Below are 20679 nucleotides of genomic sequence, written 5' to 3' on the forward strand. Positions count from 1 at the left end.
TGCCTGCCCGGACGCCAGCGGCTTCACGGCGCGCGCATATGCGAAGGCGGCGCGCCCCGGAAAAGGTGCGCGCCGCCTTCATGACGACGGAGCGTCGGACCTCACAGGTCGAGGCCGAGTTCGAGCTTGCCGCCCGGGATCGCGTCGAGCAGGTCCTTCGTATACTGCTGCTTGGGGTGCAGGAAGACCTCGTCGGTCGTGCCGTGCTCGACGAGCCTGCCGTGCTGCATGACGACGACGTCGTCGGCGATCTGGCGCACGACGGCCAGGTCGTGCGTGATAAACAGGTAGCTCAGCCCGTTCTTCGTCTGCAGGTCGTTGAGCAGATGGAGCACCTGGTCCTGCACGAGCACGTCGAGCGCGGACACGGCCTCGTCGCAGACGATGACGTCCGGGTTGAGCGCCATTGCGCGCGCGATCGCGATGCGCTGGCGCTGGCCGCCGGACAGCTCGTTCGGGTAGCGCTGCATGACCGATTCGGGCAGCTCGACCATGTCGAGCAACTCGCGCACGCGCACCGCACGGCTCGTCTTGTCGCCGATGCCGTGGATGCGCAGCGGCTCCTCGATCGAACGGAAGATCGAGTACATCGGGTCGAGCGAGCCGTAGGGGTTCTGGAACACCGGCTGCACGTGCCTGCGGAAGTCGAGCAGCGACTTGCCCTTGAACTGGCTGATGTCCTGACCGTTGTAGGTGACGGTGCCGCTCGTCGGCTTGAGCAGCTTGAGCACCATGTTCGCCACCGTCGACTTGCCGGAGCCGGACTCGCCGACGATCGCGAGCGTCGTGCCTCGCTTGACCTTGAAGCTGACATCGTCGACGGCCTTGAACATCTCCTTGCGGCGCGGGAGCTTGAACTCCTTCGTCAGATGCTCGACGTCGATGACGACGTCGGCGTGCTCGAGCGAATCCTCGTTGACCTTGTGCTCCATCAGCGCGCTCGCGTCGTCGCCGCGCTCCTCGACGGAGACGATGCGCTGAGAGGCGAGCGACGGGGCGGCGGCGACGAGACGCTTCGTGTACGGATGCTGCGGGTGCTGGAGCACCTCGAGCGACGGGCCGGATTCGACGACCTGTCCCTTGTACATGACGACGATGTGCTGCGCGCGCTCAGCGGCGAGGCCGAGGTCGTGCGTGATGAACAGCACCGCCGTGCCGAGTGAATCGGTGAGCCCCTGCAGATGGTCGAGGATCCTCTTCTGCACGGTCACGTCGAGCGCCGAGGTCGGCTCGTCGGCGATGAGCAGCTCGGGGCGGCACGCCAGGCCGATCGCGATGAGCGCGCGCTGGCGCATGCCGCCGGAGAACTCGTGCGGGTACTGGCGTGCGCGCACGGCCGCGTCCGGCAGGCCCGCCTCGTCGAGCAGGCCGGCGATGCGGTCGTTCATCGTCGATCCGAGGACGTACTTCTTCGCGATGTACCAGGCGTCGTCGTCCTTGACGCCGGCCTTGATCAGGTCGTCGGCGACGCGCCAGCGGGTCTCGGAGCCCGGGACCCATTCGGAGTGGAAGTACGCCATCTTCTTCTCGAGGGCGTCGCCGGTTACGCCGACCTTGACGAGCGCCTGCTCGGCGGCCTCGATGAGCTCGGGCAGCTCCTTCGAGCCGAGGAAGGTCTCGTCGCCCTCGCTCTTGATCTCGATGTCCGCGTCGGCGAGCGCCTTCGCGAGTTCGGAGCGCTTCTCATGCGCGACGTCCATGTTGTTCGCGACGAGCGCCTCCTTGACCTGCGTGCCGATGCGCCACACCGGGTTGAGGTTGCTCATCGGGTCCTGCGGCACGAGGCCCATCTTCGAGCCGCGCACGGTGACGAACTGCTTCTGCGTGTAATGCGAGATCTCGGTGCCGTTGAGCTTGATCGAGCCGCCTACGACCTTGCCGGTGCCCGGCAGCAGGCCGAGGCAGGCCATCGCCGACGTCGACTTGCCGGAGCCGGATTCGCCGACGATCGCGACCCACTGGCCCGGATAGACGCTGAACGACGAATCGCGCACCGCGTGCACGGCGCGGCCGTCGTCGGTTGTGAAGTCGACCTGCAGGTCCTTGACCTCGAGGAGCGGACCCTCCTGACGCTGCAGGTCGTCGAGCTTCTGCTCGATATTCGTATCTTCTGTCATTGCTTACTCCTACGGGAATCTCAGGCCGTGCGGCTCTTCGGGTCGAGCGCGTCCTTGACGGCGTCGCCCATCATGATGAACGCCAGCACGGTGATCGCAAGCGCGACGGACGGGTAGAACAGCACCATCGGATCGGTGCGCAGGATCGACTGCGCCTTCGAGATGTCGCCGCCCCAGCTGACCGTCGTCGACGGCAGGCCGATGCCGAGGAAGCTCAGCGTCGCCTCGGAGACGATGTACGAACCGAGCGACGTCGTCGCGATGACGATGATCGGCGAGACCGAGTTCGGCAGGATGTGGCGGAACAGGTTGCGCGTCGGCGTCGAACCGAGCGCCGTCGACGCCGTGTTGAACTCGAGGTTCTTCGACGAAAGCACGGCGCCGCGCGCGATGCGCGCCGTCGAGACCCAGCCGAAGAGCGCGAGCACGAGCACGACCTTCCAGATCGACGTGACCGTGCGGAACATCTGCAGCACGACGATCGCGCCGAGCAGCATCGGAATCGCCATGAAGATGTCGACGATGCGGCTGAGGACCGCATCGACCCAGCCGCCGAAGAAGCCGGCGACGGCGCCGATGAGCGTGCCGACGGCGACGACGATGAGCGTCGTCAGGATGCCGACGCTCAACGACGTGCGCGTGCCGTAGACGACGCGCGAGTAGACGTCGCATCCCTGCAGGTCGAATCCGAACGGATGGCCCGGTCTGGACGGTTCGAGCGAATTGTCGAGGTTGCAGTAGTTCGGGTCGTTCTTCGTGAAGACGCCCGGGAAGAGCGCGACGAAGACGATGCAGATGATGAGGATGCCCGAGATGATGAACAGCGGGTTCTTGCGCAGCGTGCGCCATGCGTCCGCCCACATGCTCGTCGCGGGGGCCGATTCGTCGACCGTGTCCACGGTCTGCAGCGGCGTCTCGTCGAGCGGCGCGACGTAGCGTTCCTGGCCCGGCAGCGGTTTCGTGATGTCTGTCATTGTCCTACTCTCCCTCACGCGTAGCGGATGCGCGGATCAAGCGCCGCGTACAGCAGATCGACCAGCAGGTTGCACACGACGAACACGAGCGTGAGCAGCGTGACGACCGAGACGACCATGTTCGCCTCACCCTTGAGGATGCTCTGGTAGGTGAGGAATCCGACGCCGTGGATGTTGAAGATCTGTTCGGTGATCATCGCGCCGCCCATCAGCGCGCCGAGGTCCTGGCCCAGATAGGTGACGACCGGGATCATCGAGTTGCGCAGGATGTGGCGGAAGGTGACGGCCGTGTTGCTCATGCCCTTCGCACGCGCGGTGCGCACATAGTCCATCGCGATGTTCGACGAGACCTCGGAACGCGCCAGTCGGATGATGTACGCCATCGAGACCGAGCCGAGCACCATCGCGGGCATCAGCAGGTCGAGGAATCCGGGGTTCGAGCCGGCGGTCACCGGTAGGATGCGCCATTTGACGCCGAGGAGGTACTGTCCGAGGAAGCCGGTGACGAAGGTCGGCACCGAGATCAGCAGCAGCGAGACGATCAGGATGACCGAGTCGTACCACTTGCCCTTCTTCAGGCCGGAGATGACGCCGAACACGCAGCCGAAGATCGCCTCGAAGCAGAACGCCATCAACGCGAGCTTGATCGTGACCGGGAACGCGCGCCCGATCTCCGCGATGACGGGCTGTCCGGCGAAGGTCTCGCCGAAGTTGAGGCTCAGCGCGTTCTTCAGGAACAGCAGGTACTGCACGATGAACGGCTTGTCCAGATTGTATTCGGCGCGGATCTGGGCAGCGACGGCTTCATTGACGGGCTTGTCTCCGAACATCGCCTTGACCGGGTCACCCGGGAGTGCGAAGACGAGCGCATACACCAACAGTGTCGTACCGAGAACCACGGGGATCATCTGCAGGATGCGGCGCAGAAGATATTTGCCCATTGGTTGCTCCTTGTTGTCTTACAGACCGCATCAGGGCATGACGCGTCATGCCGCTCGCGGTCGCGGTATCCAGTAAGTCTACCGCATGACTTGACTTACCGGACGGATTCGCCCCTCTTTTGCCGTTTCCACGGCCGTTTTGCCCACGTTCTGAGCGAACGGCGCGCCCAGGCGCCGATTCGCGCCGATTCCTTCCACCGCACCGCGTCCCACACTGTGGGCATCGCGGCGGACTGGACGCAGTACGGCGTTAAACCGGTCATTTATTCGAAAAGTGACCGGAAGGGGGACCTCATGCACGAACAGCTGACCGTGACCGTCCGCATCGAGTTCTTCGACGACGAATCCGAGCAATCCGAGGAGACGGGGCGGGACTGAGCGGCGAACGCTGCACGTCGCCGTCGCGACGACGGGAACGGATATGAGGAACGGATATGAGGAAGGGCTCCGGAACCTCGATGGTTCCGGAGCCCTTCCTCATGCAGTGTCGCGGCACCGAACGGCCTCACCCGTTCGACGTCCCGCGCCGGCTCACTTCGTCATGTTCTCGTAGATCGGCTGGTTCTGCCAGTCCATCTCGAAGCCCTTGACGCCCTTGGCGGCGACGCCGTCCGCGTTCGAGTAGTACAGTGGGACGGCCGGCAGCTGCTCGAGCAGGATCTCCTCGGTCTGGTGATACAGGTCGATCTGCTCGTCGGTGTTCGTCGCGGCGGCGGCCTTGCTCAGCAGCTCGTCGACCTCGGCGTTCTTGTAGTCGCCGTCGTTCGAGCCGTTGCCGTCGGCCGCGTCCGAATCATAGAGCTGATACAGGTAGTTCTCGGCCGACGGGTAGTCCGGCTGCCAGCCGGTGCGGAACGCTCCGTCGATCTTGCGGTCGGAGACCGCGTTGCGGAACTCCTGGAAGGTCGGCATCGGGTTCGTCGCGGCCTTGATGCCGAGGGTGTTCTTCACCTGGTTGACGACCGCGTCAAAGATCGGCTGCGCGCCGCCGTCGGCGTTGAACGAGAAGGTGAGCGTGCCGTCCCACTTGGCGATGGCTTCGGCCTTGGCCCACAGCTTCTTCGCCTCAGTCGGATTGGCCTTGAGGTACTTGCCGTTCTTGAGGTCCTTCGAATAGCCCGGGATGACCGGCGCCGTGAAGTCGGTGGCCGGCGTGCCGACGCCGTTGAGCACCTTGTCGACGATCTGCTGGCGGTCGATCGCCATCGACAGCGCCTGGCGGCGCAGCTGGCCTTCCTCGGTGTTGGTCTCCCAATGCTTCATGTTCGCCGGGATCGTGAAGGTCTGAATGACCGAACCGGCCTTGTTGTAGGCCTCGACCGACGGATCCTTCTCGAAGGTCTTCGTGTCGGCGGCCGGGACCGTGTCCATGACGTCGAGATTGCCGGCCTGCACGTCCGCGTAGGCCGAATCCGGCGACGTGTAGATCTTAAAGGTGACGCCGTCGTTCTTCGGCTGTTCCTCGCCCTTGTAGTCGGCGTTCTTCGTCAGCACGATCTGCGAGTTGTGGTCCCACTTGTCGAACTTGTACATGCCGTTGCCGACCGGCTTCTCGCCGAAGGCCTTCGGATCCTTGTAGAAGGATTCCGGAAGCGGCGCGAAGGCCAGATAGCCGACCTTGATCGGGAAGACCGAATCCTGCTGGTCGAGGTCGATGGTGAAGGTCTTGTCGTCGATGACCTTGAGGCCCGAGAGCTGCTCGTCGCCCTTGAGGCCGTCCTTCTGCAGATCGTCATAGCCCTTGATCATGCTGAAGAACGACGAGCACTTCTGCGCGTTCTTCGCGTTCGCCGTGTAGCTCCACGACTTCGTGAAGGACTCGGCCGTCACCGGCGTGCCGTCGGTGAACTTCCAGCCGTCCTTGAGCTTGACGGTGTACTGGGTCGCGTCCTTGTTCGGCTCGATCGATTCGGCGACCTCCATCTTCGTGTCGCCCTTCGAATCGTAGCGCACGAGGTTCGCGAAGAGCAGCTGACCGACCTTGCCGCCGCCGGTCTCGTTCGTGTTGCCCGGGATCAGCGCGTTCTGCGGCTCCGAGTTGTAGGCGGTGATGACGTTGCCGCCGGCGTTCGACGAGTCGCCCGCTGCGCCGCAGCCGCCGAGCAGCATGCCGAGGGCGCAGGCACCTGCGACGACGGCGATTGCCTTCTTCTTCATGGGATTACTCCTTTTTCCTTGAGATCGGACGGCGGGGCGAGCCCCGCCGAAAACGATGGGGCCGAAACCGTTCGAGTTCCGACCCCATCGCCGATTAACTACCCATTGTGCCACAGCCACGCAACCACCTGAGACGATAACGCTGTCAGCGCCAACGGCCCGATCGTCGCTCCGAGCGACTCCCCCGCCGGCGCAGGCGATGCTCGATTCCGCCGCGGAACGGCGCCGCTGCAATGGGTTAGCCCGCACCCGCCCCACCGTTTCGTCGATTGTCGCGGCGCTGCGAGCGTTTGCAGTCCGCTCGCGACGACATCGCGGCGATGCCCCATAGCGTTCTCACTACGTGAAACCGCATCCGCCTATGCGCGCGGGAAGGCCTGCGCGTAGCGCGCCTTGAGCTGTTCGATCGAGACATGCGTGTAGCGCTGCGTCGTCTGCAGCGATGCATGTCCGAGCATCTCCTGCACCTCGCGCAGGTCGGCGCCGCCGTCGAGCATATGCGTCGCCGCGCTGTGGCGCAACGCATGCGGCGAGATGTCGGGGACGCCGGCGCGCGCCGCCTCGCGGTGGACGACGCCGCGCACGACGCGCTGGTCGACGCGGCCGCCGCGCGCGCCGAGGAACAACGCGCTTCCCGAACGCGCGTTCGCCAGACGCGGCCTGCCCTCGCCCGTCCACTGCTCGAGCGCGCGCTGCGCCGGCGCGCCGAAGGGCACGACGCGCTGCTTGTTCCCCTTGCCGGTGACGGTGATCGTGCGGTTGCCGTAGCGCACGCTGTCCAGATCCATCGACACGAGCTCGGCGACGCGGATGCCGGTCGCGTAAAGCACCTCGAGCATCGCGCAGTCGCGCAGCGCGAGCGCATGCCGATGCGGGTCGCGCTCGTCCGACGGCTCCATGTCGGCCGTGTCCATCAGCGCCTCTGCCTGCGTCTCGTTGAGCACGGCGGGCAGCGTCTTCGACAGCTTCGGCGTGCTCAGCGAGGCGGCCGGGTCGTGCGCAAGACGGCCGTGCCGCTGCGCCCACGCGAAGAACCCGCGCACGGCGATCGTCCGGCGCGCGAGGCTGCTCTTCGCAATCCGTTTCGCATCATGCGCCATCCACATCCGCAGATCGTCGAGCGTCACGTCGTCGAGCGACGTCCTCCCGAAGGAGGCGAGCACGTCGACGCAGGCGAGCAGGTCGGAGCGGTAGGCGGCCACCGTATGCTCGCTCAGCCCCCTCGCGCCGCGCAGATACCCCATGTATTCCTCGACCATCCGTCGCGCATCCGCCATCGTCCCGCTCCCTCGTCCGTTCCGTCACAGCCCGGCCGTCCCGTCGCCGCCGTGCGACCACTCTACCGCCCGCACGCTATCGGCGCCGACGTCGCCGGGGCGGTCGCGCAATTGGGACGCGCAACCGCCCCGGTCTCGCATCGTGAGATTCGATACATCATCGACATGGCGGCGCGGATGCCGGACAATCGCTGGAACGACGCCGATGCAACGCATGGTTACCTGCGTTTGCGCCCGATGCAACCGCAAGATGGCGGACTGTGAAGCCGATGTCGGCGATAGTGGAAGGCAAGCGGCCCGCGACGTGGCCACGGCGGCGGACAGGAGATCGGTCCGGGAAAATGGACATTCCGATCTCCGACGCCGTCCGGCACGATACGCTTCGGTCGTGGAGATCCGCCCCCCGTTCCGATATGGACGGACGCCGCGGCGGCAGGGCCGCACGGTGACCGTTGTCATATGCGACGCCGAACGGCATCGCATATCGTGACGGCGGTCACGGCCCCGCGCATGCGCGGCGGCGGATAATTGGGGACCGGGTAACGACATCGGGCGCATGGCCCCCGCGCGAACTTGCGCATCCATGCGCGATTGCACGAACATACACGCGAAAGGTTCACATGAACAGGAAATCAACAGGCGCCACCATGCCGAAAACCGACCCGATCGTCGCCAGGGCGGTCGATCTGTATAAGACCTACGGCGACACCGACAGCCAGGTGACGGCGCTCGACCACGTCAGCGTCGACTTCCGACGCGGCGAACTCACGGCGATCATGGGCCCGTCGGGCTCGGGCAAGTCGACGCTGATGCACTGCATGGCCGGCCTCGACGTGCCGACGAGCGGCGAGGTCCTCGTCGAGGACCTCGAGGTCTCGTCGATGAACCAGAAGCAGCTCACGCAGCTGCGACGCAAGGAGATCGGCTTCATCTTCCAGTCCTTCAACCTCGTGCCGACATTGACGGCCGAGGAGAACATCCTGCTGCCGTTGCAGATCGCGCACCGTCCGATCGACCGCGACTGGTTCGACAAGGTCGTCTCCGTCGTCGGCCTTGAAAACCGCCTCGATCACCGCCCGAGCCAGCTTTCGGGCGGCCAGCAGCAGCGCGTCGCCTGCGCCCGCGCGATGATGGAGCGTCCGAGCGTCATCTTCGCCGACGAGCCGACCGGCAACCTCGACTCGCGTTCGAGCCGCGAGGTGCTCGGGTTCCTGCGCCAGTGCGTGCGCGACTACGGGCAGTCGATCGTCATGGTGACGCACGACCCGCGCGCCGCGAGCTTCGCCGACCGCGTGCTCGTATTGTCCGACGGCTCGATCACGCAGGACATGGACCATCCGACCTACGACGACATCCTCGCCGTCTTCGCCGAGCACGACGACCCGGACAACGGCCCGGTCGACGTCGAGCCCGTGACCACCAAGGAGGACTGAGCCAACGATGTTCCGCATAGGTCTACGAGACACCAGGGCCCATTTCCGCCGCTTCATCATGTCGATCATCGCGATCGCGCTCGGCGTCGCCTTCGTCGTCGGCTCGTTCTGCTTCCGCGAGATGCTCAACGACCAGGTCGCGCAGATGATGGGATCGAACTCGGACGCCGACGTCTACGTGCGCGGCGCCACCGAGCAGAAACAGGACGGCGAGGACGGCTTCGCCGAATACAACAGCACCTACAACGAGATCAGCACCGACGTCATCGCCGACATCGAGAAGGTCGACGGCGTCGTCAGCGCCGACGCGACGCATCAGCTGAGCAACGTCGTGCTGCTCGACCACAACGGCGACGCGATGGCGACGGTCGGCGCACCGACGCTCGTCATCGGCGTCGACGAGCAGGATCCGTGGCGTTCGGCGCACTTCGTCTCCGGCGGCTACCCGCAAACGGACGACGAGATCGCGTTGCTCGAGGACACGGCCGGCAAGGCCGGGCTGAAGACCGGCGACACGGCGAAGATCGTCGTCGACGGCGAGGCGCACGAGAAGACCGTCTCCGGCGTCTTCACGTCGCCGTCGACGCAGCTCGGCGCGATCCTGATCCTCGCACCGCCGAGCTTCGTCGAGCATACGTTGCAGCAGGAGGGCGAGGACACGTCGAGCGTCCAGTTCATCGGCGTCTACGGCGACAAGTCGACGCCGCTCGATGCCGAGGCGCAGCAGCGGCTCGCCGACCGCATCAACAAGGAGCTGCCGAAGAGCGCCGACGCGCACGCCGTCACCGGAGACTCGGTGCGCGACGACGCGACGAAGAGCATCCAGGACCAGCTCGGCTTCATCCAGCCGCTGATCCTGATCTTCGCGGCGATCGCATTGTTCGTCGGCGCGTTCATCATCGCGAACACCTTCACGATGATCGTGCGCGAATCCATGCGCGGCTACGCGCTGCTGCGCTCGGTCGGCGCCTCGCCGCTGCAGGTCTTCGCGAGCGTCCTCGTGCAGGCCGTCATCCTCGGCCTCGTCGGCTCCGGCATCGGCGTGCTGCTCGGCTGGGGTCTGCTCGAGCTCATCGCCAAGGGCATGACGAGCAGCGGCATGCCGCTGTCCGGCTCCCCCGCCCCGTCGGCGACCGACGTCGTCATCGGCCTGATCGTCGGCGTCGTCGTCACGATCGTTGGTGCGACGCTGCCGGCGAAGACGGCCGCGACGGCGCCGCCGATCCAGGCGATGAACGAGACCGTCAACCCGGAGAAGCCGGTCAGGACGCGCGGCTGGATCGGTGCGGCGATGGTCGTCGTCGGCGCCGCCTGGTGGACGCTGTGCTACCTCGACGCCGACAAGCGCGTCGACTGGGCCTGGCTCAAGGACCTCGGCTCCGGCTGGACGCTCGGTCTGGGCGCGGCCTTCATCATCATCGGCGCGATCGTCTGCGCGCCGGCCTTCGTCGCCCCGTCGGCGAAGGTGCTCGGGTGGATTCCCGAGAAGCTGTTCCCGGTCACCGGCAAGCTCGCGACGCGCAACATCGGCCGCGCGAAGCGGCGCACCGCGAACACGGCGGCCGCGCTGTTCGTCGGCATCGCGATTGTCAGCTGCCTCGGCGTCGTCGCGTCGTCGATGAAGACCTCGGTGAGCAATCTCGTCGACAACAACGTCAACGCCGACTACGTGGCGATGACGGCGAGCATGACGCAGCCGATCTCCACGAAGGCCGTCGACGCGATCGAGAAGACCGAAGGCGTCGGCGCATCGTCGGCCGTGTACATGCTGCCGACGGTGAAGGTGACGAACGCGGCGAAGGACGTCATGACGGCCGCCGTCAAGTCCGACCTGCTCACGAGGCTCGCTCCGATCGAAAAGCAGGACGGCGACGCCGCGACGGCGATCGACGACGGACAGGTCGCCGTCGGCCGCATGGTCGCCGACGACGAGCATTGGAAGATCGGCGACGTCATCGATCTCGAATCGGAGAACACGAGCGTCGACGAGGCGGCCACGAAGCAGGCCTCGGAGGCGTACCGGAAGAAGATCGAGGAGCAGGCGACGGCGCTGCAGCGCGAGGCGCAGAGCCTCGCCGCGGCCGGCGACGCCGCGGGCGCCCAGGCCAAGGCGAGACAGGCCGAGGACGTCGTCAGGCAGGGGCAGGACGTCGACCCGAAGCAGTTCGTCAGGACGAAGACCGAGACGAAGACGGCGAAGGTCACGATCGGTGCAATCATCGACGATGCGCTGTATGCGGACAGCATCTTCGTCTCGTTGCCGACGGCCGAGAAACTCACGGACGAGGACATGATGATGATCACGCAGATGTACGTGCAGGCGAAACCCGGCGCGGACGTCGCGAAGCTCGGCGAGGACCTGAAGAAGACCGCGAAGCCGTTCTACACGGTCTCGATCCTCACGCGCGACGAGTTCAAGTCGTCGATGAGCTCGATGATCGACTCGATGCTCGCGATCATCTACGCGCTGCTCGCGCTGTCGATCGTCATCGCGATCTTCGGCATTGTCAACACGTTGGCGCTCAACGTCTCCGAACGCACGAAGGAGATCGGACTGCTGCGCGCGATCGGCACGTCGAACGGCCAGGTGCGCGGCATGCTCGCGATCGAGGCGGTCATCCTGTCGGTGTTCGGCACGCTCGTCGGCATCGTCGTCGGCGTCGCGGCGGGCGTCGTCATCCGCGTCGCCTACGAGGAGCAGGGCCTGACGACGCTGACGATCCCGTGGGGCCAGCTCGTGCTGTTCCTCGTCGTCGCGATCGTCGTCGGCCTCGTCGCCAGCATCTCGCCTGCGCACCGCGCGCTCAAGCAGCCGGTGCTCGACGCCGTCGCGAGCGAGTGACCCGAAACGTACGACGAGGCGGGCCCCGCGCACATCGTGCGCGGGGCCCGCCTCGTTCCGCGTGCATATGTCGATTGGGCGCGCCGACTACAATGCCGTCCTGCATGCGACGGCAGGCCGCATGCAGGACGATCAGAAAGGCGGCCGTCATGAGACTTCCCGAACACATCCCCGCCGTCGCGCGCGTCGTCGTGCGCCTCCACGCCGGCGTCGACGAACGCACCGGACGCATGCAGTACCGCGACGTCGTCGGCCATGTCCGCTCATGGGACGGCGAGACACTCGAGATGACGCGCGACGCGGCGGCGAACGGCTCGCGGCCGGCGCAGGACGTCAGCATCCGCCCCGAGGACATCGCGATCCTCAAGCCGGTGCCGGAGCGCCCGGTCAGACGATGAACTGACGTTCGGCGAGCGCGTGGTGCCCGGAGGTGAAGCGCACGATGTGCTCGCCGCGCTTGGCCGATTCGAGCAGGTCGCGGCGCCAGTCGTCGGAGCTGATCCTGATCGTCGTGAACACGGTCTGCGTCTCGCCTGTCGTGATCGCCTCGCGCTGCCTCGCCTTGTAGTCGCGATACGGCTGTCCTTCGGCGAAGAAGCGGCGCAGCGTCGCCTTGTCGTCGTCGTGCAATGCGTCGGCGAAGGATTCGAGACGGCGCGCCATGCTGCGCAGCAGCGTCTCGACGTTGTCGGCGTTCTCGACGATCATCGCCGCCGTGCGCGCCGGGTCGGTGAGCGCGACGCGCGTCATGTCGCGCCACGATCCGGCGGACAGCGCGGCCGCGATGTTGCGGTCCGGGTTCGCCGTCAGCTCGTTGATGAGCGCCGTCGAGACGACGTGCGGCATGTGCGAGATCAGCGATGCGGCGCGGTCGTGTGTCTCGTCGTCGATGACGATCATCGTGTTGCGCAGGCCTCGCGTGATCATGCCGGCGACCTGCACGATGCGCGCGTAATCGGTATGGTGGTCGTAGGTGAGCGCCCACAGCGCGTTGTCGAAGATCGACGGGTCGGCGGCCGCCCATCCGGAGTGTTCGTTGCCGGTCATCGGGTGGGCGCCGACGTAGCAGTCGGTGATGCCGGCAGCATGCACCTGCTCGCGTACGAGTCCCTTGACGCTGCCGACGTCGGTGAGCGTCGTGCGCGCCGGATCGATGATCGGCCTGATCGTCTCGAGGATCTTCGGCATCGCGACGAGCGAGTTGCACAGCACGATGACGTCCGGATGCTCGGCGACGAGCTCCTCGAGGCTGTCCTTGCAGTCGATGCCGACGGCGCGCGCCGCCACGTACGGATGCGGGCGGTGGTTCCACGCGCTCACATGGATGCCCGCCGAGTGCAGGCGCAGCGCGAGTGAGCCGCCGATGAGCCCGAGTCCGACGATGGCGATGTGCCGCGGGCAGTCGATGCCCTCCGGGCCGATGTCGGGCATCGTCACCGTCTCCTCGATCGTCGTGTCCGTCACCTCTACGGAGCCAGCTACCTCTTCTACCACAGCAGTTCCTTTCGCATCGTCGCATCATCGCTTCGGGAAGCGGACAATGTCTCGTTGGTCTCCATAGTGCATCGTACCCCGCCTTGCGGAAGCATCCATTCGTCCACCGGCGGGTGCGGCCGCTCGCGGCGCGGATAGACGGCGAGCGTCTTGATCCAGTCGCCGTGTTCGATGATTTCGACGAGCAGCGCGTGGAAGCGCGGCTCCCATGGCGCCGCGTCGAGCGTCGCGATGAAGCTGTAGGTGCCGTCATGGCCCTTGATCGGGCGCGAGATGAAGCTCGTCATGTTGAGTCCGGCGTCGCGGATCGCGTCGAGCGCGTCGGCGAGGACGCCCGGACCGGTCGCCAACGGAATGAACGTGAGGATCGATTCGAATTCGGCGACGCCGCGCGCGCGTGCGGCCATGAGTTCGTCGTGCACGTCGTCGCGGCGCGCGATGACGAGGAACTCGGTGCGCGCGCCGTGGAAGTCCTCGACGCCCCGTGCGACGAGGCGCAGCCCGTACAGGCTTCCGCAGATCTCGGGGCCGAAGGCGATGCGGCCGTCAACGAGGTCGCGGCAGGCGGCCGCGTTCGACGCCGCCGGCATCTCGCGCAGCCGATGGGACTGCGTGAAGCGACGGCACTGCGCGAGTCCGTGCGGATGCGCCGACGCGCCCGTGCAGACGCGGCAGACGGCGTCGAGTTCGGATTCGCCGTCCTTGCGCGCCGCCATCGCCCGCTCGTAGGTCGTCGGCGTGACGAAGGCGCAGAAGGTCACGTCGACGCCGACGCGCGCGAAGCCGGCGACGTCGCGCGCGTCGATGAGCATGTCGAGGTTCGGCACGACGTAGCCTTCGACGTTGTTCTCCCAGGCGACGACGCCCCATCCGCTCCCCTCGCCGACGGCGCGCACGATCGACGCGGCGTCGGCGCACGGCTCCAACGTGACGTCGGCGGCGGCGCCCGCGGCGAGCAGCCGCGACGCCTCGATCGCCGCCTGATGCGTGAAGGTGCCCTCCGGCCCCAGATAGTACAGCCGACGCGCGCCCATCAGATGGCCTTCCCCGCGGCGTCGGCGGATGCGGCAGCGGCGTCGTTCCGCGGGGCGGCCGCCGGCGCGACGCGGAACCACCGCGCCGGGCAGATGAGCAGCAGAAGCTGGACGATGAGCGATCCGTACAGCCAGATGTACCCCGCATGCTGCGACCACCACGGAATCGTCGTCGCATGGAAGCCGATCGGCAGCATCAGGTCGCCGCCGGGCCCCGGCATCGCCATGCACCAGACGGCCAGATAGGAGACGCTCAGATGCAATGCCAGGCCGGGGACGCCGCCGCGCGCGCGGGCGCACCACGCGGAGGCGCCGATGAGGACGAACGCGAGCACGAGACCGTAGGGGATGTTCGCCGACGCGCCCATGCGGTGCGCGAGCGTGCCGAGCACGCCCGCCGCGACGGCGCTGGCGATCGTGACGAGGCTGCGGACGAAGACGTTCTGCCGGTGGCTCCATGGCAGGTCGGAGCGGCGCATGGCGTCGCGCGACCGCATCGGATTGGGGTCGGAGGTGCTCATAGCCACCCAGTGTAGGCGAACCATGCGAAGACGTCGCGAAGGCATCGTGCCGGCCCGCGCGGGTGTACCGGGCCATGCGCGGCAGTATTGCACGGCCGATATGGACGCGCGGCCGCATAGAGACGACGGGGCCCCGCACATGATGTGCGGAGCCCCGTCAGATCGTGCGCCGTCGGATACGGCTCACTTCGCGTTCTGCGCGTTGTTGTTCGCGCGGCGCTGCTTGGCGCGCCACTTGTACCAGTCCTCGCGGTTGAGGATGATCTTGCGGATGCGGATCGACTCCGGCGTGACCTCGACGCACTCGTCCTCGTTCGCGAAGTCGAGCGACTCCTCGAGGCTCATCTTGATCGGCGGCGTCAGCGTCTCGAGGACGTCGGCGGTCGCCGAGCGCATGTTCGTCATGTGCTTGGCGAGCGTGATGTTGACGTCGAGCTCGTCGGGCTTGTTGTTGACGCCGACGACCTGGCCTTCGTAGACCGGCGACTGCGGCTCGACGAAGAAGTTGCCGCGCGCCTGCAGGCGCTGCATCGCGTACGGCGTGGCGACGCCCTGGCGGTCGGAGACCATCGAGCCATTCTGGCGGGTGACGATCTGGCCAGCCCACGGCGCGTAGCCGGCGGACAGCGACGAGGAGATGCCGGTGCCGCGCGTCGCGCTCAGCAGCGCGGTGCGGAAGCCGATGAGGCCACGCGACGGGACCGTGAACTGCAGGCGGATCCAGCCGGAGCCGTGGTTCGACATCGACTCCATGCGGCCCTTGCGGTCGGCCATCAGCTGCGTGACGGTGCCCATGTACTCCTCCGGCACGTCGATCGTCGTCGACTCCATCGGCTCGCACAGCTGGCCGTCGATCGTCTTCGTGACGACCTGCGGGCGGCCGACGGTCAGCTCGTAGCCTTCGCGGCGCATCTGCTCGGCGAGGACGGCGAGCGCGAGTTCGCCGCGGCCCTGCACCTCCCAGGCGTCCGGGCGTTCGGTCGGCAGCACCTTGATCGAGACGTTGCCGATGAGCTCGCGGTCGAGGCGGTCCTTGATCATGCGGGCCGTCAGCTTGTGGTCCTTGCCTTCGGTGCCGGCGAGCGGCGAGTCGTTCGTGCCGAAGGTCATCGAGATCGCCGGGTCGTCGACGTGGATGAGCGGCAGCGGGCGCGGGTCGTTCGGGTCGACGATCGTCTCGCCGATCATGATGTCGTTGACGCCGGCGACGGCGACGATGTCGCCGGGGCCCGCCGATTCGACCGGCAGACGGTCGAGGCCCTGCGTGCGCAGCAGCTCGGAGACGCGGAAGTTCTCGATCGAGCCGTCGACGCGCGACAGGCCGTAGGTCTTGCCCTTTTCGAGGGTGCCGTTGTAGATGCGCACAAGGCCGAGACGGCCGAGGAAGTCGGAGGAGTCGATGTTCGCGACGTGGGCCTGCAGCGGCGCGTCCGGATCGTATTCGGGCGCCGGGATGTTCTTGATGATCGCCTCGAACAGCGGCTCGAGGTTGTCGTTGTCCGGCAGCTGGCCGTTCGCCGGCTGGTCGGTCGACGCGTAGCCGGCCTTCGCCGCGCAGTAGATGACCGGCAGGTCGAGCAGCGAGTCGAGGTCGAGGTCGACGCCCTCCTCGATGACGTCCTGCGCGAGGCCGAGCAGCAGGTCGGAGGCCTCGCCGACGACCTCGTCGATGCGCGCGTCGGGACGGTCGACCTTGTTCACGCACAGGATGACTGGCAGCTTCGCCTCGAGCGCCTTGCGCAGCACGAAGCGGGTCTGCGGCAGCGGACCCTCGGAGGCGTCGACGAGCAGCACGACGCCGTCGACCATCGAGATGCCGCGTTCGACCTCGCCGCCGAAGTCGGCGTGGCCCGGGGTGTCGATGACGTTGATCGTGATGCCTTCGGGGTGGCCGTACTTCTCGGCGAGCGGGCCGGTGTACTGTACGGCCGTGTTCTTCGCGAGGATCGTGATGCCCTTCTCGCGCTCGAGGTCGTTGGAATCCATCACGCGATCGGGGACTTCCTCGCGTTCGTTGAATACATGGGACTGCTGAAGCATTGCGTTGACGAGCGTGGTCTTGCCGTGGTCGACGTGAGCCACAATTGCCACATTACGAATATCGCCGCGAACCGCCATGAATGTTTTCTCCTAAAGCCATTGATTTCCTGCGTAACCGTGCCGAACCCTGTCCGGTTCACCATTCGTACACAAACCATCGATATGGTACGCGACGATGCTGACACGGCATGCGCGGGGCTCAGCGTCCGGTTCCGCGACGCCCGGTTGGAGACACGGACGCCTGCAGAACGCCCGTGTCCGATTCCGTTGTCGTCGGGGGGAATGCGGAGACGAAAGCGGCCGCCCGCGTCCGGATCCGTCGCAATCGACGGGAAGTTCCGGACACGGGCGGCCGCTTTCGTCTCCGCGGATCAGTCGTCGAGCGCGGCGCCGGTCTTCTCGGGCAGGAAGAGCGCGGCGACGCAGGCGAGCACGAAGGCGACGGCGAAGACGACGAAGGCGATCGACTTGTCGCCGCCGGCCATCGACAGGAACCACGGCATGAGCAGCGGCGCGATGATCGCGGCCACGCGTCCACAGGCGGCCGCCGCGCCGGAGGCGGCGCCGCGCAGACGCGTCGGGTAGATCTCCGGCGTCACCGCATAGAGGACGCCCCACGCGCCGAGGTTCGAGGCCGACAGCAGCATGCCGAAGGCGAGCACCTGCGTCACGTTCGCCGAGCGCGAGAACAGGAACGCGGCGACGGCGGAGACGGCGAGGAAGACGCTCAGCGTGCGGCGACGTCCCCAGCGTTCGACGAGCCATGCGGCGAGGAAGTAACCGGGCAGCTGCGCGAGCGAGATCGCCAACGTGTAGCCGAAGGATTTCGTCAGCGAGCCGAACTGGTCGGCGAGCAGGCTCGGCATCCATGTGAACGCGCCGTAGTACGAGAAGTTGACGAAGAACCAGGTGGCCCAGATCGCCACCGTCACGCCGAGGTATCTGCGGCCGAACAGCTCGCGCGTGCGGATCTTCGGCAGCTTGACGGCCTTGCGGCTTTCGACCGGTTCGACGCCGCTCGCCGCCTCGAAGTAGCGCACCGAACGCTCGGCCTCCTCGTCGCGGCCCTGCGCCTCGAGGAAACGGACCGACTCGGGCAGCTGACGGCGCGCGACGATCGCGTAGAGCAGCGGCAGCGCGCCGATGAGCAGCGCCCAGCGCCAGCCCCAGTCGCCGGTGTTCGGAATGACGAAGTAGCCGATCGCGGCCGCGACGATCCAGCCGACGGCCCAGAAGGATTCGAGCAGCACGGTGATGCGTCCGCGCTGCTTCGCCGGCGAGAACTCGGAGACGAGCGTCGAGGCGACCGGCAGTTCGGCGCCGAGGCCCAGGCCGATGACGAAGCGCGCGGCGAGCAGCATCGCGAGCGTCCACGAGAACGCCATCGCGCCGTTGGCGATGCCGAAGATGACCATCGTCGCCGTGAACACGGTCTTGCGTCCCCAGCGGTCGGCGAACCAGCCGCCGAGCGCGGCGCCGATCGCCATGCCGATGAAGCCGATCGACAGCACCCACGACTTCTGCACGGCGTCGAGGTTGAAGTGCGGGTCGGCGGCGATCGCGGCGACGACGAAGGAGACGAGGCCGACGTCCATCGCGTCGAAGGCCCAGCCGATGCCCGAGGCGACGAGCAGCTTGCGGTGCGCGCGGTTGAGCGGAAGCCTGTCGAGTCGTTCGTTGCGCGTGGGCGTCGTGATGTCGGCGCGCGATTCCGGGGCGTCCGCGTCCGCGCCGCGCGAGGGTACGCCGAATGTGCGTTCTGCAGCGGTCATTGGTACCTCCCATGTGCTGCGAGTGGTGATGGTTGATTGGATTGGATTGGATTGGATTGTGTGATTGGAACCGATTGGTCGGCCGGGGCTGATCGATCACATTGCGCCGCTACGGCCGCACGTCGGTCGTCAACGCGGCGATCGCGTCGGGATGGCCGTCGTGCCCGCCCGCCGTGCGTTCGTCCGCCGCATGCGCGGCGATTCGCGACAGGTCGCCGGCGTCGAATCCCTGCGGCAGCGCGCCGTCGTCCGCCGGCGCGACGTCGGCGCGGAAACGGTAGAGCGCGGCCGGCCGCTGGCGGCCGACGCGGCGATGCTCTCCGGTCTCCTCGAGCATTCCCGAGGCGAGCGTGCGCCTGCGGAAGTTGGCAAGATCGATCGGGTGTCCCTCGACCGCCTCACTCACGGCGTGCAGTTCGCGCAGCGTGAAGGTCCCGCCGACGAGTTCGCGCACGACCTTCGGCATGTCGAGACGATGCCGCAACCGCCAGATCGCGTAGTCGACGATGCGACGGTGGTCGAAGGCGAGCTCGGGCAGCGCGTCCTCGGCGAACCAGGCCACGTTGTGCTTCGGTTCGAGCGAGGCGACGTCCACCTGGCCGACGAGCGCCCAGTAGCAGATCGAGACCATCGGCACTCCCCCGTGCGAACGCTCAGGGTCGCCGAAGGTGTACAGCTGCTCGAGATAGCCCGGATGCAGGTCGGTCGTCGACGCGAGCGTCTCGTAGGCCGAGCGTTCGAGCGAGCGGCCGGCCCTGAGCGGGCCGCCGGGCAGCGCCCACGCGCCGAGGAACGGCTCGCGCACGCGACGCACGAGCGGCAGCCACAGGCGGCGGCGCGCGCCTCCGTCGGCCGGTCCGAGCGCGAGGATGACCGACGTGACGCCCACCTGCGGCGCCTCGTCGCGGCGTTCGCTGACGTTGCCGATGCCCATCGTCCGCACTCCTCCACGCGTATCGTCGTTTGTCGTCGTTCATGTCCGCATATCCGTCGGCGGTCCGACGGCCGGAGCCGCCGCCGCGGTCATCGTCAGCGTATCACTTATAGTCAATATGACTATAAGTGCTGTCCATATTGTGGTCGATACGACGGCCGGGCATGCGGAATCCGCACGGGGAGACGCCGGACGCCGCAAACGGCGAAGGCTCCGCGGCCACGATATATTCGTGGCCGCGGAGCCTTCGCCCCACGCGGCGCAGTGGCCGCGCGATCGAAAAAAAACAGACGGATCAGGCGATGATCCCCTTCGCGATGAGCTCGCGCGCGACCTCGCGGTATTCGCGCGCGGTCTTGTGGTTGTGCGCGTAGTAGGTGATCGGCGCCGCCGCGACGTTCGCGTCGGGCAGCTTGATCGACCGCGAGATGACCGAATGGAACACCTTGTCGCCGAAGGCCTCGTAGATGCGCTGCACGACCTCGTCGCAGTGCAACGTGTGCGTGTACATCGTCACGAGCACGCCGAAGACCTCGAGTCCGGGGTTGATGCGCGCCTGCACCTTCTCGATCGACTGCATGAGCAGCGCGACGCCGCGCAGCGCGAAGAACTCGGCGGCCACCGGGATGATGACGCCGTCCGCCGCCGTCAGCGCGTTCACGGTGAGCAGACCGAGCGACGGCTGGCAGTCGATGATGATCGCGTCGTACTCCTTGATGACCGGGCGCAGCACGCTCGCGAGGATCTGCTCGCGGCCGACCTCGGTCACGAGCTGCACTTCGGCGGCCGACAGGTCGATGTTCGCCGGAATGATGTCGAGCCCCTCGAACTTCGTCGGCTGGATGATGTCGTGCACGTCGATCTTCGGGTCGAACAGCGCCGTGTAGATCGTGTTGTCGAGCACGTTCGCGTTGATGCCGAGACCCACCGTCGCCGCGCCCTGCGGGTCGAAGTCGACGATGAGTACGCGCCTGCCGTACTGCGCGAGCGCGCCGGCGATGTTGATCGAGCTCGTCGTCTTGCCTACGCCGCCCTTCTGGTTGCACATCGCGATGACCCGCGCCGGACCGTGCTGCTGCAACGGCTCGGGTACCGGGAAGGTCTCGTATTCTCGTCCAAGCAAATCCGTAGGCATACCGCTCA

17 protein-coding genes are annotated in these 20679 nt (G+C 66.8%); 5 read left to right on the forward strand and 12 right to left on the reverse strand.

The features are described 5' to 3' along the window. Nucleotides 1-101 precede the first annotated feature (101 nt). The 3 genes from BcFMB_RS08900 to BcFMB_RS08910 are packed head-to-tail and all read right to left on the reverse strand — an operon-like array spanning nt 102 to nt 4032. Complete coding sequence (locus BcFMB_RS08900; RefSeq protein WP_099721596.1) at nt 102-2117, reverse strand: dipeptide ABC transporter ATP-binding protein; 2016 nt, start codon at nt 2115-2117, stop codon at nt 102-104. 20 nt (nt 2118-2137) lie between these two features. Continuing rightward, nucleotides 2138-3091: an ABC transporter permease gene (locus tag BcFMB_RS08905; protein ID WP_024540572.1), complete on the reverse strand. Its 954-nt coding sequence runs from the start codon at nt 3089-3091 to the stop codon at nt 2138-2140. A gap of 14 nt (nt 3092-3105) precedes the next feature. Then, nucleotides 3106-4032 (reverse strand): ABC transporter permease, encoded by a 927-nt coding sequence (locus BcFMB_RS08910; RefSeq protein ID WP_024540573.1) that lies wholly within the window; start codon nt 4030-4032, stop codon nt 3106-3108. A gap of 90 nt (nt 4033-4122) precedes the next feature. On the opposite strand from BcFMB_RS08910, the gene BcFMB_RS08915 reads away from it, so the two are divergent. Continuing rightward, complete coding sequence (locus tag BcFMB_RS08915; RefSeq protein ID WP_099721597.1) at nt 4123-4410, forward strand: hypothetical protein; 288 nt, start codon at nt 4123-4125, stop codon at nt 4408-4410. 153 nt (nt 4411-4563) lie between these two features. Here BcFMB_RS08915 and BcFMB_RS08920 read toward each other — a convergent pair whose 3' ends face one another. Together BcFMB_RS08920 and BcFMB_RS08925 are read right to left on the reverse strand one after the other, a co-directional pair. Beyond that, complete coding sequence (locus BcFMB_RS08920; protein WP_099721598.1) at nt 4564-6189, reverse strand: peptide ABC transporter substrate-binding protein; 1626 nt, start codon at nt 6187-6189, stop codon at nt 4564-4566. A 359-nt stretch (nt 6190-6548) separates the two neighbouring features. Beyond that, nucleotides 6549-7466 carry a tyrosine recombinase XerC gene (locus BcFMB_RS08925; protein WP_024540576.1) on the reverse strand — a complete coding sequence of 306 codons (918 nt, stop codon included), beginning with the start codon at nt 7464-7466 and terminating at the stop codon, nt 6549-6551. A gap of 51 nt (nt 7467-7517) precedes the next feature. On the opposite strand from BcFMB_RS08925, the gene BcFMB_RS09650 reads away from it, so the two are divergent. The 4 genes from BcFMB_RS09650 (at nt 7518) to BcFMB_RS08940 (ending at nt 12139) form a co-directional block, all read left to right on the forward strand. Further along, nucleotides 7518-7730: a hypothetical protein gene (locus BcFMB_RS09650; RefSeq protein ID WP_157775243.1), complete on the forward strand. Its 213-nt coding sequence runs from the start codon at nt 7518-7520 to the stop codon at nt 7728-7730. 383 nt (nt 7731-8113) lie between these two features. Further along, nucleotides 8114-8899, forward strand: coding sequence for an ABC transporter ATP-binding protein (locus BcFMB_RS08930; protein ID WP_099721599.1), 786 nt, complete (start codon nt 8114-8116; stop codon nt 8897-8899). A 7-nt stretch (nt 8900-8906) separates the two neighbouring features. After that, a complete protein-coding gene (locus BcFMB_RS08935; RefSeq protein ID WP_099721600.1) occupies nt 8907-11741 on the forward strand; it encodes an ABC transporter permease in 2835 nt (944 codons plus the stop codon). Between the two features lie 149 nt (nt 11742-11890). Beyond that, nucleotides 11891-12139 carry a DUF6725 family protein gene (locus tag BcFMB_RS08940; RefSeq protein ID WP_099721602.1) on the forward strand — a complete coding sequence of 83 codons (249 nt, stop codon included), beginning with the start codon at nt 11891-11893 and terminating at the stop codon, nt 12137-12139. Here BcFMB_RS08940 and BcFMB_RS08945 read toward each other — a convergent pair. From BcFMB_RS08945 to BcFMB_RS08975, 7 genes are all read right to left on the reverse strand, one after another. Further along, nucleotides 12129-13172 carry a prephenate dehydrogenase gene (locus tag BcFMB_RS08945; RefSeq protein ID WP_099721779.1) on the reverse strand — a complete coding sequence of 348 codons (1044 nt, stop codon included), beginning with the start codon at nt 13170-13172 and terminating at the stop codon, nt 12129-12131. The two genes, BcFMB_RS08940 and BcFMB_RS08945, sit on opposite strands and share 11 nt — an antisense overlap. A 56-nt stretch (nt 13173-13228) precedes the next feature. Continuing rightward, nucleotides 13229-14269: a prephenate dehydratase gene (locus BcFMB_RS08950; protein ID WP_024540581.1), complete on the reverse strand. Its 1041-nt coding sequence runs from the start codon at nt 14267-14269 to the stop codon at nt 13229-13231. Further along, complete coding sequence (locus BcFMB_RS08955) at nt 14269-14790, reverse strand: alcohol dehydrogenase (RefSeq protein ID WP_232513803.1); 522 nt, start codon at nt 14788-14790, stop codon at nt 14269-14271. Before BcFMB_RS08955 ends, BcFMB_RS08950 begins: the two co-directional genes overlap by 1 nt. Before the next feature lie 183 nt (nt 14791-14973). Next, nucleotides 14974-16908 (reverse strand): translational GTPase TypA, encoded by a 1935-nt coding sequence (gene typA / locus BcFMB_RS08960; RefSeq protein ID WP_024540583.1) that lies wholly within the window; start codon nt 16906-16908, stop codon nt 14974-14976. 293 nt (nt 16909-17201) lie between these two features. After that, a complete protein-coding gene (locus BcFMB_RS08965) occupies nt 17202-18602 on the reverse strand; it encodes an MFS transporter (RefSeq protein ID WP_024540584.1) in 1401 nt (466 codons plus the stop codon). 109 nt (nt 18603-18711) lie between these two features. Next, nucleotides 18712-19536 carry an NUDIX hydrolase gene (locus tag BcFMB_RS08970; protein WP_024540585.1) on the reverse strand — a complete coding sequence of 275 codons (825 nt, stop codon included), beginning with the start codon at nt 19534-19536 and terminating at the stop codon, nt 18712-18714. Between the two features lie 295 nt (nt 19537-19831). Then, nucleotides 19832-20671, reverse strand: a complete 840-nt coding sequence (locus BcFMB_RS08975) for a ParA family protein (protein WP_024540586.1) — start codon at nt 20669-20671, stop codon at nt 19832-19834. Nucleotides 20672-20679: the final 8 nt, after the last annotated feature.

Source organism: Bifidobacterium choerinum (assembly GCF_002761235.1).
In the GTDB taxonomy this organism is placed as follows: Bacteria; Actinomycetota; Actinomycetes; order Actinomycetales; family Bifidobacteriaceae; genus Bifidobacterium; species Bifidobacterium choerinum.

What these genes read in the sequence shown, in the direction of transcription:
- typA (WP_024540583.1), bottom strand. Translation starts at nt 16,908, where the DNA reads ATGGCGGTTCGCGGCGATATTCGTAATGTGGCAATTGTGGCTCACGTC.
- BcFMB_RS08910 (WP_024540573.1), bottom strand. Translation starts at nt 4,032, where the DNA reads ATGGGCAAATATCTTCTGCGCCGCATCCTGCAGATGATCCCCGTGGTT.
- BcFMB_RS08965 (WP_024540584.1), bottom strand. Translation starts at nt 18,602, where the DNA reads ATGACCGCTGCAGAACGCACATTCGGCGTACCCTCGCGCGGCGCGGAC.
- BcFMB_RS08955 (WP_232513803.1), bottom strand. Translation starts at nt 14,790, where the DNA reads ATGAGCACCTCCGACCCCAATCCGATGCGGTCGCGCGACGCCATGCGC.
- BcFMB_RS08970 (WP_024540585.1), bottom strand. Translation starts at nt 19,536, where the DNA reads ATGGGCATCGGCAACGTCAGCGAACGCCGCGACGAGGCGCCGCAGGTG.
- BcFMB_RS08930 (WP_099721599.1), top strand. Translation starts at nt 8,114, where the DNA reads ATGCCGAAAACCGACCCGATCGTCGCCAGGGCGGTCGATCTGTATAAG.
- BcFMB_RS08975 (WP_024540586.1), bottom strand. Translation starts at nt 20,671, where the DNA reads ATGCCTACGGATTTGCTTGGACGAGAATACGAGACCTTCCCGGTACCC.
- BcFMB_RS08940 (WP_099721602.1), top strand. Translation starts at nt 11,891, where the DNA reads ATGAGACTTCCCGAACACATCCCCGCCGTCGCGCGCGTCGTCGTGCGC.
- BcFMB_RS08920 (WP_099721598.1), bottom strand. Translation starts at nt 6,189, where the DNA reads ATGAAGAAGAAGGCAATCGCCGTCGTCGCAGGTGCCTGCGCCCTCGGC.
- BcFMB_RS08945 (WP_099721779.1), bottom strand. Translation starts at nt 13,172, where the DNA reads ATGCCCGACATCGGCCCGGAGGGCATCGACTGCCCGCGGCACATCGCC.
- BcFMB_RS08900 (WP_099721596.1), bottom strand. Translation starts at nt 2,117, where the DNA reads ATGACAGAAGATACGAATATCGAGCAGAAGCTCGACGACCTGCAGCGT.
- BcFMB_RS08950 (WP_024540581.1), bottom strand. Translation starts at nt 14,269, where the DNA reads ATGGGCGCGCGTCGGCTGTACTATCTGGGGCCGGAGGGCACCTTCACG.
- BcFMB_RS08935 (WP_099721600.1), top strand. Translation starts at nt 8,907, where the DNA reads ATGTTCCGCATAGGTCTACGAGACACCAGGGCCCATTTCCGCCGCTTC.
- BcFMB_RS08925 (WP_024540576.1), bottom strand. Translation starts at nt 7,466, where the DNA reads ATGGCGGATGCGCGACGGATGGTCGAGGAATACATGGGGTATCTGCGC.
- BcFMB_RS08905 (WP_024540572.1), bottom strand. Translation starts at nt 3,091, where the DNA reads ATGACAGACATCACGAAACCGCTGCCGGGCCAGGAACGCTACGTCGCG.